11 protein-coding genes are annotated in these 12,028 nt (G+C 72.3%); 4 read left to right on the top strand and 7 right to left on the bottom strand.

What is annotated here, in order from left to right; translation table 11 throughout:
* Nucleotides 1–157 precede the first annotated feature (157 nt).
* Complete coding sequence (locus ABH940_RS36655) at nt 158–1,171, top strand: zinc-binding alcohol dehydrogenase family protein (protein ID WP_370107255.1); 1,014 nt, start codon at nt 158–160, stop codon at nt 1,169–1,171.
* Here ABH940_RS36655 and ABH940_RS36650 read toward each other — a convergent pair.
* Nucleotides 1,159–2,028, bottom strand: a complete 870-nt coding sequence (locus ABH940_RS36650; RefSeq protein WP_370061577.1) for a hypothetical protein — start codon at nt 2,026–2,028, stop codon at nt 1,159–1,161. The two genes, ABH940_RS36655 and ABH940_RS36650, sit on opposite strands and share 13 nt — an antisense overlap.
* 211 nt (nt 2,029–2,239) lie before the next feature.
* Here ABH940_RS36650 and ABH940_RS36645 point away from each other — a divergent pair, with 211 nt between their 5' ends.
* Nucleotides 2,240–2,827 (top strand): GNAT family N-acetyltransferase, encoded by a 588-nt coding sequence (locus tag ABH940_RS36645; RefSeq protein WP_370061575.1) that lies wholly within the window; start codon nt 2,240–2,242, stop codon nt 2,825–2,827.
* A gap of 56 nt (nt 2,828–2,883) precedes the next feature.
* Here ABH940_RS36645 and ABH940_RS36640 read toward each other — a convergent pair whose 3' ends face one another.
* The 6 genes from ABH940_RS36640 to ABH940_RS36615 form a co-directional block, all read right to left on the bottom strand.
* The gene (locus ABH940_RS36640; RefSeq protein WP_370061573.1) at nt 2,884–4,551 is read right to left on the bottom strand and encodes an amidohydrolase; all 1,668 of its coding nucleotides are present in this window, start codon (nt 4,549–4,551) and stop codon (nt 2,884–2,886) included.
* The gene (locus ABH940_RS36635; RefSeq protein ID WP_370061571.1) at nt 4,548–6,035 is read right to left on the bottom strand and encodes an APC family permease; all 1,488 of its coding nucleotides are present in this window, start codon (nt 6,033–6,035) and stop codon (nt 4,548–4,550) included. The genes ABH940_RS36640 and ABH940_RS36635 overlap by 4 nt, the downstream gene beginning before the upstream one ends.
* Nucleotides 6,036–6,184: 149 nt before the next feature.
* Entirely contained in the window at nt 6,185–7,102 is a 918-nt protein-coding gene (locus ABH940_RS36630) for an Lrp/AsnC family transcriptional regulator (protein ID WP_370061569.1), read from the bottom strand.
* A 37-nt stretch (nt 7,103–7,139) separates the two neighbouring features.
* Nucleotides 7,140–7,634: a hypothetical protein gene (locus ABH940_RS36625; RefSeq protein ID WP_370061891.1), complete on the bottom strand. Its 495-nt coding sequence runs from the start codon at nt 7,632–7,634 to the stop codon at nt 7,140–7,142.
* A gap of 83 nt (nt 7,635–7,717) precedes the next feature.
* Complete coding sequence (locus ABH940_RS36620) at nt 7,718–8,596, bottom strand: sulfurtransferase (RefSeq protein WP_370061567.1); 879 nt, start codon at nt 8,594–8,596, stop codon at nt 7,718–7,720.
* Nucleotides 8,597–8,729: 133 nt separating this feature from the next.
* Nucleotides 8,730–9,515, bottom strand: a complete 786-nt coding sequence (locus tag ABH940_RS36615; RefSeq protein WP_370061565.1) for a maleylpyruvate isomerase family mycothiol-dependent enzyme — start codon at nt 9,513–9,515, stop codon at nt 8,730–8,732.
* A gap of 137 nt (nt 9,516–9,652) precedes the next feature.
* Here ABH940_RS36615 and ABH940_RS36610 point away from each other — a divergent pair, with 137 nt between their 5' ends.
* Nucleotides 9,653–10,378, top strand: coding sequence for a response regulator transcription factor (locus ABH940_RS36610; protein WP_370061563.1), 726 nt, complete (start codon nt 9,653–9,655; stop codon nt 10,376–10,378).
* Between the two features lie 32 nt (nt 10,379–10,410).
* A complete protein-coding gene (locus tag ABH940_RS36605; RefSeq protein WP_370061561.1) occupies nt 10,411–11,889 on the top strand; it encodes an ATP-binding protein in 1,479 nt (492 codons plus the stop codon).
* The last annotated feature ends 139 nt before the right edge of the window (nt 11,890–12,028 follow it).

The raw sequence follows: 12,028 nt of genomic DNA, 5'->3' as shown, positions 1-12,028 counted from the left end.
CACCGCCAACCAGCCGGACCCGAAAGCCCCCTGGCAGAACTCGGTACACCAGACAACTCACGAGGCGACGAACAACCTCAAGACCAGATCACTAGGGTGAGATTCATTGGGAGTCCCAATGGTTGGGTGGGAAGCCCGGGAAACCGGAGGTGCGTGCATGCGTCGCGTTCGCTATGAGGTCAACGGTGGCCCCGAGGTGCTCTTCGTCGAGCAGGCCGAGGTCCCCGAGCCCGGCCCCGCTGAGCTGCTCGTGCGGGCCGAGGCGATCGGGGTCACGCTGCCCGCCGTGCGCAAGGTGCGCGAGGGCGCCGAGCCCGGGCCGCTCGGCGGGGAGGTGGCCGGGGCGGTGGCCGCCGTCGGCGAAGGCGTAGTCGGGTTCGCGGTGGGCGACCGTGTCACGGGCCTGTGCTTCGCGCACGCCTACGCCGAGTTCGCCCTGCTCCACCAGGCGATGGCCTCCCACGTCCCCGACCGGGCGACAGCGGTCGATGCCGTGGCGTTGGTGCGCAGTGGCCTGGTCGCGCGTGGTGCCTACGAGGCGGGGCATCCGGTGACCGGCGACTCCGTCCTGGTCAGGGCGGCGGCGAGCGCCGTCGGAACACTCGCCCTGCAGTACGCGAAGGCGGGTGGGGCCTCCCGAGTGGTCGCGGCCGTCAGCAGCCCGGACAAGGCAGCGTTCGTCCGGGCCCTGGGCGCCGACGAGGTGGTGCTGTACGGGGACGAGTCGTGGGGCGACCCCGTCGACGTTGTGCTCGACGGGGTCGGCGGTGAACTTCTCGGCCCGGCCGTGCGGGCGCTCGGGCAGGACGGTCGTCTGGTCGCCTTCAGCTCAGGTGGCGGCACTGTCGAGGCGTACGAACTGCTGGTCCGGGGCGCGTCCGTGATCGGGTTCCAGATGGCGGCGATCGCGCGCGGCAGGCCGGAGCTGTACGCGCGCTGGCGCGACGAGCTCTGGGAGCGCCACCGGAGCGGGGCGCTGCAGCCCCGCGTGCACGCGGAGATCCCGCTTGCGGAGGCTGGGCGCTCCCACGAGATCATCGAGTCCCGCCGCAACCTCGGCAAGGTCGTCCTGGTCACCGACGCCACCGAAATCACCGACGCCACCGACGCCACTGACGCCACTGACGCCAGCGACATCACCGACGTCATCGACCGGCCTCACGGCTCCTGAGTAGGCACCCCGATCGGGTTCTGGCGCGGTGGGATGCCCTGCGCGCGCAGCAGCTGGACCGGCTCCGCGAGTTGCGCGAGCAGTCGGTCCACAGCCTGTGGATAGACCGGGCGCAGCAGCCGGGCGGCCAGGCGGTCGGTCGCCTCCTCGACGGCGTCGCGCTCGGCGCGACCCTGCGCGGTGGCCCGCGCCTGCTCGTCCACCAGGCCGCGTGAGCGCAGGCGTTCGGCGGCGTCGGCCCACTCGTCCTCGGTCCAGCCGCGGTCCGCGCGCATGGTTTCCGCCGGGACCCGGTCCGTGGCTACAGCCAGGACCAGGGACTCGATCCCGTCCAACCCGTGGTCGGCGAGCGCCGCCAGATGAGCGTCGCCGCGGAACTCCCGGAGTGAGGTGGTCAGTTGCCACAGCCGCTCGACCGGATCGTCGAACCGCCGACTCAGCGGCTGGTTCGCCGCGAAGAGCGGGCGGGCGAGCGTCGGCGCGTCAGCGACCATCGCCGTCAGCGGTGCCGTCGGCGCGGCCAGTTCGTCTGCCAGGCTCTCGATGCCCGGAACCACGCGCCGCAGCGCTGCGGCGCCGGCTCTGGCCCGCACCTCCACGGCACGCTCGGGCGGAACCACCTCCCACGCGGCAGGGAGTGCCCGTTGGACCTGGCGCGGCGCGAAGGCCCCGAGCACCGAGCCGGCGACCGCCGGGCCGACCGGGCCCAACGGTCCGACGCGCATCGCGAAGTAGCCCATCCAGAAGCCCTTGAGGCCCATGGTCCGGCCCAGCGAGCGGCACGCGGGGTCGAAGTAGACGACGGCGTGCAGGGGTTCGGTCCGCAGCCACAGCGTGCGGGCGAGGGACGGCGACATGCTCGTGACGCTACCGTCGGCGGGGGCGTCCGGGCGGCACGAAAGGATTTCTGGCCCGGTGTCACATCCGAGCGGTCGTCACCGCGGTCCGCGCCCACGCCTACGCGCACATCCCGTACCCGCTGGTCTACGCCGTTCCGGTCGCGGCAGCCCTGGTGCTGAGGGCGGCCTGAGGGGTGCGGTCGGTGGGCAATGCGGGACCATCGTCCCCATGGCCGAGCCGCAGACGCAGTCCCAGCCGCAGACGCGGTCCCAGGCGCACTCCCAACGCACGACGTTCCAGGTCCGCCGGGTCACCCCCGGTGAGTGGCGCGAGCTTCGCGCGCTGCGACTGGAGGCGCTCGACGACGCCCCGTCGGCGTTCAGCACCACCCGTGCCGCGAGTTTGGACCTCCCCGATACGGCCTGGCAGGCCCAGACCGTATCGGGGGCTTCCGCCCGGTCCGCGGCGCTCTTCGTCGCTGTCGACCCGGGCGGGGCCTGGTTGGGCATGGCGGGAGCGGCGCCCCTCCCGGACGTCGAGGACCACGCCCAGGTCCACGGCGTCTACGTGACCCCCGCGCACCGTGGCCCGCACGGCCCGGCGGCCGAGCTGGTGGCGGCGGCGATCGACTTCGCCCGCCGCCACATCGCCGTCGGTCACCTGACGTTGGGCGTCCACGAGGCCAACGTCCGTGCCCAGGCCTTCTATCGACGCGTCGGCTTCGAGCCGACGGGTCTGCGCGTCCCGTACGTGCTGAACCCGGAGGAGCAGCTGGTCATCCTCCGCTACCCGAAGTTCCGGGACGGAACGGACTGACGGGGGCGGTCTGACGGCACGGACTGACGGGGCGGTCCGACGCTGCGGTCCGGCACTCAGCCGAACGATGCCGCGCGGTGCACGATCTCGCCCCCCACCGTGGACAGTTCGACGTGGGTGTCGAGGATCTCGCGCGGGTCGGCGATCGCGAAGAGGTCGCGGGAGAGCAGGACCAGGTCCGCGTGCTTGCCCGGGGTGAGGGAGCCGAGACGGTCGTCCAGGTGGTTGGCCCAGGCGCTGCCCATGGTGTAGCCGTGGATGGCCGTGGTCAGGTCGACGGTCTCCTCCGGCATCCAGGCCGGGCCGCCGGTGAGGCCCTGGCGGGTGATCGCGGTGTAGATGCCGACCATCGGGTCCATCTCGGCGACGTTCCAGTCGCTGGAGAAGGCGAGCCGGGTGCCCGCGCGGTGGAGGCTCCGCATCGGCCAGGCCTTGGTCCAGCGCTCCTTGCCCACCGCCTCGGCCCAGTCCTGGCCGGGACCGGCGATGTCGGGCGCGCAGTGACGCGGCTGCATGCAGGCCACGACGCCGAGTTGGGCGAAACGCGGCAGGTCCGCCGGGTCCAGGCACTCGACGTGGACGACCTGGTGGCGGGAGTCGCGCGTGCCGTTGACGGTGCGCGCGTGCTCGAAGGCGTCCAGCACCGTGCGGATGCCGCGGTCGCCGGTGGCGTGCACGAAGAGCTGGAACCCGAGCGCGTCCAACTCGGCGACGGTGTCGGCGAACTCCTGCGGCGGGTAGAAGGTCTCGCCGCGGTGGTGGGCGTGCCCGGCGTAGGGCTCCAGCAGCGCGGCCGTGTGCGGCTCGACGACGTCGTCGATGTAGAGCTTGAGCGCGCGGACCCGCATCCGGTCGTCGGCGTGGTGGTGAGCCGCCGAGAGGAACTCCGCCAGGTCGCCCTGGGTGGTGCCGCGCGGGTGGAAGAGCGCGGCGACGAGGCGGGAGCGCAGCCGGCCCTCGGCGGTGGCCCGCTCGAACAGCGCCAGGTCGTCGAGGGAGTTCTGCGGCTCCACCACCGTGGTGATGCCGAAGCGTGCGGCCATGTCCAGGCTGCCGCACAGCCGTTGGTACTGCCGGTCCGGATGCGCCCAGGGGACGCCCGCGGCCTGGAGCGCCCGGTGGCCGTCGCGGGACAGGCCGCGGACGGCGAAGTCGGTGAGGAATCCGGTGGGTTCGCCGGTCGCCGGATCCTTCTGCACGGTGCCGTAGGGCGTCCGGTCGACCGAGGCGTCGATGCCGAGGTGGCGCAGGGCCGCCGTGTTGAGCCAGGCGGTGTGGACGTCGTAGCTCAGCACCAGGGCCGGACGGTCGCCGGTGAACCGGTCCAGGTCCGCCGCGGTGGGCATGCGGCCGTCGGGGATCGCGGAGTAGTCGAAGGCCTCGGCCTCCACCCAGGCCGCGTCCGGGTGCGCGTCCAGCCAGGCGGTGATCCGCGCGCCGATCTCCTCCAGCGTGCGGGCGCCTGCCAGTTGGACGCAGGCGGAGTCCGAGCCGAGGCGGACGTGGTTGTGCGCGTCGACGAAGCCCGGCAGCAGCAGCCGGCCCGCGGCGTCGACGACCTCGGTCGCCGGTCCGCGCAGGTGGGACCAGTCGGCCTCGTCACCGACCCAGGCGATGACGCCGTCGCGCACGGCCAGGGCCTGGGCACGGGGGAGCGCAGGGTCGACGGTGTGGACGTGGGCGTTGTGGATGATCAGGTCGGCGGGCGCTGCGCTGTCGTTCACTGGTTCTCCGAGCTGAGGGCCGGGGCTTCGGCCGGTGCGGTGTCGGGGGAGGCGTCGGGGTCCGCGGTGGCCTCCGGAGTGGCATCGGTGCGCTGGTCGGCGGGCAGGCTGAGCTGCCAGTGGGTGGCGTGGCGCGGGCGCAGGTAGAGCAGCCAGTAGAGCGCGCCGACCGCGAGGACGATGCCGGTGATCGTGAGGTCGTGGGCGGTCTGCTGCGTCAGCACGTACGCCAGGGCGACCGTGGTGATCAGCGGCGGGATCGGCCACAGCGGCATCCGCCAGGCCTGGGTGGCCCGGTGGCGCCGGGTCCGGGCGGCGAGGGCGGCGACACCGAGCAGCAGGTAGATGACGGCGACGACTACGCCCGTGAAGCCGAGCAGCGAGTTGATGTTGACGGCAAGCGCGAGCACCACACCGGGCAGACCGATCCCGAGGGTGGCGACCCACGGCGAGCCCCAGCGCGGGTGGATCCGGCCGAGCGCGCGGTTGACCGGGTCGGGCCAGGTGCGGTCGCGCGCGGAGGCGAAGAGCACGCGGCCGTTCTGGAGCACCATCACGATGACCGCGTTGAGGATGGCCGCGGCGACGCAGAGGCTGACGAAGGTCCCGACGCCGCTGCCCGCCCAGGAGGTCACGATCGCGATCAGGTCCCCGGAGGCGAGCTGGTCGGGCGAGCTGACGCCCAGGCAGATCGCGGCCACCGGAATGGTGATGACGACCACGCCCGCGAACAGCGACCACAGGACGGTCCGGGACACGGTACGGCGCGGCTCGACCAGGTCCTCGGAGAGGTAGATGGCGGTCCCGAACCCGTTGTACGTGAAGAGGGCGACGGCGAGGCCGGAGACCAGTAGCCCGACGGTCAGCGGCGAGGTGTGGCCGTGGCCGTCGGGGACGACGGCGTGCAGCAGCGACGAGACCGGTTGCCGCGCGTGGGCGAAGCCCAGCACGCTGACGACGGCTGCGGCGAGCATCTCGATGCCGAGGAAGATGCCGGTGATCAGGGCGTTCGACTTGATGTCCAGCACGCCGACCAGCACCGAGATCAGCATCACCGCGCCGCCCGCGTACCGCGGGTCGACATGGACGACGGCGCCGATGTAGTCGGACGTGCCCAGCGCGATGATCGGCGGGATGACGATCAGCGAGACGATCGAGATGACGAAGACCAGCCAGCCCGTCATCCGGCCCAGCAACTGACCGACGATCGAGTACTCACCGCCGGCGCTCGGCACCAGGGTGCCCAACTCGGCGTAGCAGAGGCCGACTCCGAGCGACAGCACGGCCGCGATCAGCAGTGCCTCGACGGTGCCGCTGCCCAGTGAGGTCAGCAGCGGTGGCACGACGATGAAGAGCGAGGACGCCGGGGTGACGCAGGAGAGCGTGAGCATCACCGCGCCGAAGACGCCGAGCGAGCGCGGCAGCTCGGCGGTGCGGACCGGATCGGTGGAGGAGGAGGCGGGAGTGGGTGAGGGCGCGGCCATCGGGCACCGACTTTCAGCGGGCGGACGCAGTGTGGGGGTCCGGCCATTGAAAGCCAGGTGAAAAGATGGCGTCAATATGACTGAGATAACTAATCGCAGTGCATTGCGCCAGCTTCAGGCGATTCATTTGCTGTTTATGGGTTGGGACGTCAATCCGCCGGTCGGAGCGGCGAAACGTGCGTGTAGTCCTCCTTGACGATGTCCAGGTGGACCCAGGACTCGGACCGGTTGACCCCCTCCAGCCCCTGCAGCCGGTCCAGGGTGGCGAGCAGCCGGGCGCGGTCCGGCGCGTCGACCCCGCAGACCAGATCGAACCGCCCGTGGCCGGACATCACGAAGTTGACGCCCGCAAGGGCCGAGGCGGCCTCGGCGACCGGCGCGACCGGTCCGCCGACCCCGAGCCCGATCCCGGCGGCCTCGCGGACGCCGATCGCCGCCGACGCGACCAGGCCGGTCACGTGCACCGCACCCGCGTCCAGCATCCGCAGCACCCGGGCGCGGGTGGCCGCCTGGGAGAGCCCGATCCGCGCCGCCAGGTCGGCGTAGCTGCTGCGACCGTCGCGCTGGAGCAGGGCCAGCAGCATCCGGTCCCGGTCGTCCAGCTCCAGCGGGCCGTGCAGCGACGGCCTCGGCACGGCGGGCGAATAGGCGTCCCTGACCAGCTCCGTGCAGCGGAAGACCTCGATGCCGTGGACGCCGGGAGCCGCACGGAACAGCGCGAGCTCCGTCTCCAGCGCTGCGGTGTCGCGGACGCGCACGTCGGCGACCAGATGGCGGCGGCCCGCCGTCCGGGACAGGAACATCACCGCGCCGCGTCCGGCCAGCGACCGCGCCGCGGCGCTGCTGTCGCCGACGACCTCCACGGAGACGTGGGCCAGCGTGCGCAGGCCGAGCACCTCCGGCGCGACGATGCCGACGACCCGGACCTCACGCCGTTCCAGCAGCCGCTGCACGCGGGCCCGGGCCGCCTCGCGGGAGATGCCGACTGCCGTCGCCAGGTCCTGGAAGGAGGTGCGCCCGTCCCGTTGCAGCACCGCGACCAGGGCGGCATCGGTGGCGTCGAACATCGCGGGCTCCCGGGCAGTCGGTGGACGAGGCGTCGGCTCACCGTAGCCCGGCGGCCCAGGAGCGGAGGCGGTCGAGGTCAGGCTCGCGCAGCCCCACGCCCGGGTCGATGCGCAGCAGCAGCGCCGGGGCCGGATGGTGGACGGCCACCCAGGTCTCGTCGGCCGTGGTCACCTCGTCGTCGATCCAGGCGAACGGGCGACCGGCCGCCGCCGCGACGACCTCCGGGGTCTTCCAGAAGAGGGGGCCGGGCTCGCCGATCAGCGTGCCCTCCCAGGTGATCCAGGGGAGCGGAGGCAGCCCGATCAGGGGCGCGACGAAGCCGTTGGCGTCCTCCTCCCAGGTGGATGCCCAGACCAACTCGTAGGGTAGGGCGGACAGTTGTGCGCCATGGGTGGGGTCGAGCCAGACCGGGAGCGGTCGTGGCTGTGCCCCGGGGCGGTCCCACGTTTCGAGCCGGGCCCGTTCCATCGCCTCCCAGCGCGGGGGCATCAGGTGATGTTCCTGATACCCCGTCGGGAGGTGGTCCGGCATGGCCGCGTAGGGGTTCAACGGGCCGTCGATGTCCAGGTAGAGGAGCGGCTTCCGCCGCTCATCGGCCCGGCGAGCGGCCCGGGTCACGAGCCCGAGCTCGAGCTCGCGTCGTCGTCCTCGCCCGTGACGACGGGCAGGTCGGACGGCAGGCCCCACTCGCTCCACGACCCGTCGTAGACGGTCAGTTCGGACGCTCGGCCCAGCCCGGCGACGGTGGCCCCGAGCGCGAGCACGCAGGCGGTGACCCCGGAGCCGCAGCTGAAGAGCAGCCGCGACGGCACCGCGCCGAACCGGGACCGGAGCTCGTCCGGCGGGAGAAGGCGGCCGGTGGCGTCCTGGAGGGTGGTGAACGGCAGGTTCCGCGCACCGGGCATATGGCCGCCGCGCAGGCCCGGCCGGGGTTCCGGCGCCTCGCCGGTGTAGCGCTCGTGCGCCCGCGCATCCAGTACCGCCGCCGACGGGTCGGTCAGGGCGGCCAGCACCGCCCGGCTGTCGACGAACATCCCGGGGCGCGGGTCGGCGGTGAACGTGCCGGGCAGGGCGGGCGGCTGAGGTTCCGTCTGCTGCGTCTGCTCGGGCAGGCCCGCCGCGGACCAGGCGGGCAGGCCGCCGTCGAGGACCGCGACACGGTCGAAGCCGACCGCGCGCAGCATCCACCAGGCGCGGGCGGACGAGTAGATGCCCGCGTTGTCGTGGACGACGACCGTGCTCGACGCGTTCAGCCCCAAGGCGCGCAGCTCCCGCGCCAACTCCTCGGCACCGGGCATGGTGTGCGGCAGCGGACTGCTCCGGTCGGACATCGGCCCGTCCAGGTCGAAGAGCCGCGCGCCCGGAATCGCGGGCAGCTCGCGCCGGTGCCCGCCCACGCTCGCGTCGAGCACCAGCAGGCCGGCGCTGCCGAGCCGCTCCGCCAGCCACTCGACGCTGACCAGCGGTCCCGGAGGTTCCAGGGGCAAGGACATACGCTTCGCCTCTCGGTTCGTCGCGTGCGCGTGCGGTACGGGAGCCGTCGGGACCCTACGGCTCGGAAATAACCGCCAGGGCGTCGACCTCGACCCGGAACCCAGGGTGCACCAGCGCGCATGTCCTGACGTCCTATCGCTCCGGGTCCCACTCCACAAGCCGACCGATGACGCCCTGGTCGTCGTCGATCTTCACGGAGTCGAACGGAATGCGGTCGTAGAAGGCCAGGAGCAGCTCGTTGGCTGCCCCCTCGATGGAGCCGACGACCGCCTCCGCCGTGGCGTCGGCGGTGCCTGCGGCGTCGAGGCGGGCGAGCCGGGAGCCGTCGGCGTCGAGCCAGTGGCGCCAGGAGCGGCCCTCGGTGGCGTGGTAGCCGACGACGGCCGGCTCGTGCGGCCAGGCCTCCGTCGTGGTGCAGAAGGTGAGGAGGAACTCCTCGACGCCGTCGAGCGCGATCTGCTCCGGCACCGGCTGCGCGGCGCCCACGGTGAGCTGGGCGTCGTAGGTGTGGACGGCGATCTCGTGGAGCTGGCGTCGGGCGGCGCCGGCGCAGGTCAGCGGCAGCTGTGACTTGCCCCACGAGCCCCAGCAACCGCGATCCGGGCCGGCCTCGCGCAGTGCGTCGAGCAGCAGCTGCGTCGACTCGGCCAGCCAGGCCTGCAGCGCCTCGGGCTCGCGGGGCGCGGTCGCGTCGCCCAGCGGATCGGCCTTGTCGGTGGCGTCAGGCCCGGCCTGGACGGTGGCGGCCCAGGCACGGCGTCCCTCGCCCACGTGCTGCACCAGATCGAACAGCGTCCACTCGGGGCAGGTCGGCACCTGCACGTCGAGGCTGGGCGCGGCGGCGATCGCGGCGCGGAAGGCGGCCGACCGGTCGTCGATCAGCTGCAGCAGGACGGGGAACTCCAGAGTCTCTTCCACGGCGGATGTTTACCACTCTGCTCCGACAGTCCGACATCGGTTTTCCCAGCTGCCGCGGTTCGGCCGGGACAGGGGTGAACCTCTGGTGAACGGGTGTCTCTTACCCCTTCCTCATTCTGTCGTGGACAATCGGTGTCGTGACGTCGACTGTTCTGCTGGCCGAGGACGACCGGGCCATCCGTGATTCGCTGGACCGCCTGCTGACGCTGGAGGGGTACCAGGTGACTCCGGTGTCCGACGGCATCGAGGCGTTGGCCTCGGTGCACAAGCAACGCCCGGACGTGGTGGTGCTGGACGTCATGATGCCCGGAATCGACGGACTCGCCGTCTGCCGGGTCCTCCGTGCGGAGGGCGACAACGTGCCGATCCTGATGCTGACGGCGCGCGTGGAGACCTCCGACCGGGTCGCCGGTCTGGACGCGGGCGCGGACGACTACATGGTCAAGCCCTTCGAGGCGGAGGAGCTGCTGGCCCGGCTCCGCGCGCTGCTCCGGCGCGCCGCCGCGCCCGCGGTGACCTCGGAGGACAACGGGTCCGAGGCCGAGGGGATCCTGGCCGGGCACGACCTGATCGAGGTGGACGACCTCAAGATCGACTCGACCGCCCGCCGGGTGTGGCGCGGCGGCGAGGAGATCCAGCTCTCGCGCACCGAGTACGACCTGCTGGAGCTGCTGGCCCGCAACGCCGGCATCGTGCTGGACCACAGCACGGTCTACGACCGGATCTGGGGTTACGACTTCGGTCCGGGCTCGAAGAACCTGGCCGTCTACATCGGCTACCTGCGCCGCAAGCTGGACACGCCCGAGCGCACGCCGCTGATCCACACCGTCCGCGGGGTGGGCTACACGCTGCGCGAGCCGTAAGGCTCAGGGATGAACTGCCGTAAGGTCCAGGGATGAACTGGGTGCGGGCCGACGTCGGCCTGAGGGTCCGCTTCGCCGTCGCCTTCGCGGCGCTGGCGGCGCTCGTCGCGGTGCTGGTCGGGGCGCTCGGCTACAGCTCCGCCGCGGCGCTGATCCGCAACGACCGGGCGAAGGAGTTCTCGCAGTCGCTCGCCACGCTCAAGAGCGACGTCGGATCGATGACGCTCAACGCGAACGACTTCCTCGCCAAGGAGGAGAGCAAGGACCAGCTCTCCGACCAGGTGACCCAGTCCGGTGACATCGGCATCCAGGTCCTGGGCAACGGTGGCGAGGTGCTGCAGTGGGGCAAGCCGGACCCGCTCCCGGTCAACAAGGAGGACAAGGAGCTCGCCGGCGCCCACCAGCCCGGCCGGAGCCGTGACATCACCGAGTTCACCGGCGGCGACCGCTACCGGGTGGTCACTGTCTCGCTGGGCGGCGGACGCGGCGCGGTGATGATCTCCGAGCGGCTCAGCGCCACGGACGCGCTGCTCGACTCCCTGATGCTGCGCATCGCGCTGCTGGCCGGTGCGGTGATCGTGGCGGCCGGTGCCGCGGGCTGGTGGGTGGCCGGCCGGATCACGCGGCGCCTGGTGCGCCTGACCGCGACCGCCGAGCAGGTCGCGATCACCGGGGAGTTGTCGCTCGACGTGCCGCAGCGGGGCCGGGACGAGATCGGACGACTGGCCCGCGCCTTCGAGGACATGCTCGGCAGACTGGCCCGCTCCAAGGACGACCAGCGGCGGCTCGTCCAGGACGCGGGCCACGAGCTGCGCACCCCGCTGACCTCGCTGCGTACCAACATCGCCGCGCTGCGCCGGATGGACCGGCTCTCCCCGGCGTCGAGGGCCGCGCTGCTGGACGATCTGGAGACCGAGACGCGGGAGCTGACGGTCCTGGTCAACGAGTTGGTGGAGCTGGCCAACGACCGCCGCAGCACCGAGCAGCCCACCGGGACCGAGCTCGACGAACTGGCCGAGCGGGTCGCCGACCTGACGCGCCGTCGGACCGGGCGCGAGATCGTGGTGGACGCGCTTCCGGTGGTGCGCACGGTTCGTCCGCAGGCGCTGCAGCGCGCGCTGACCAACCTGGTGGAGAACGCGGCCAAGTTCTCCGGCGGACCCGAGGAGATCCTGGTCGTGGTCCGCGCCGACCGAATCAGCGTCCTGGACCGCGGTCCGGGCATCGCCCAGGAGGATCTGGACCGGATCTTCGACCGGTTCTACCGGGCCACCGCCGCACGGAGTCTGCCCGGCTCGGGTCTGGGGCTCTCCATCGTCCGCGAGGTGGTCGAGGAGCACGGCGGCGAGGTCTTCGCCCGCAACCGGGTCGGCGGCGGCGCGGAGATCGGCTTCACCCTGCGCGAGCCCCAGCCCGCCCCTGTGGTGCTCGGTCGCCCGGATCTGCCGACCCTCGGGCTGCGGGCCCGACACGCGGAGAACAAATCGGACAAATCAGGAGTAGCTCGGTAGATTCCCTGGAGGCACCAACGCCTGGACGCTGGGAAGGAACCTCTGTGAGTTTCCTGAGTCAACCCCTATACCGCCAGAGTGGTCTCGGGACGTGTGCTGACCTTGCTGCTGGCCTGGTGGATGACGGGGTCGTAGCAGG

It is taken from the genome of Streptacidiphilus sp. BW17, assembly GCF_041262485.1.
Classification (GTDB): Bacteria; Actinomycetota; Actinomycetes; order Streptomycetales; family Streptomycetaceae; genus Streptacidiphilus.
The sequence above is the reverse complement of the archived record's forward strand: the minus strand, read 5'-3'. Positions and strand labels throughout refer to the sequence as shown.

Bases quoted from the DNA above. Each gene is read 5' to 3' on its own strand.
- ABH940_RS36655 (WP_370107255.1), top strand. From the start codon at position 158: ATGCGTCGCGTTCGCTATGAGGTCAACGGTGGCCCCGAGGTGCTCTTC.
- ABH940_RS36645 (WP_370061575.1), top strand. From the start codon at position 2,240: ATGGCCGAGCCGCAGACGCAGTCCCAGCCGCAGACGCGGTCCCAGGCG.
- ABH940_RS36605 (WP_370061561.1), top strand. From the start codon at position 10,411: ATGAACTGGGTGCGGGCCGACGTCGGCCTGAGGGTCCGCTTCGCCGTC.
- ABH940_RS36635 (WP_370061571.1), bottom strand. From the start codon at position 6,035: ATGGCCGCGCCCTCACCCACTCCCGCCTCCTCCTCCACCGATCCGGTC.
- ABH940_RS36625 (WP_370061891.1), bottom strand. From the start codon at position 7,634: ATGCCGGACCACCTCCCGACGGGGTATCAGGAACATCACCTGATGCCC.
- ABH940_RS36650 (WP_370061577.1), bottom strand. From the start codon at position 2,028: ATGTCGCCGTCCCTCGCCCGCACGCTGTGGCTGCGGACCGAACCCCTG.
- ABH940_RS36630 (WP_370061569.1), bottom strand. From the start codon at position 7,102: ATGTTCGACGCCACCGATGCCGCCCTGGTCGCGGTGCTGCAACGGGAC.
- ABH940_RS36620 (WP_370061567.1), bottom strand. From the start codon at position 8,596: ATGTCCTTGCCCCTGGAACCTCCGGGACCGCTGGTCAGCGTCGAGTGG.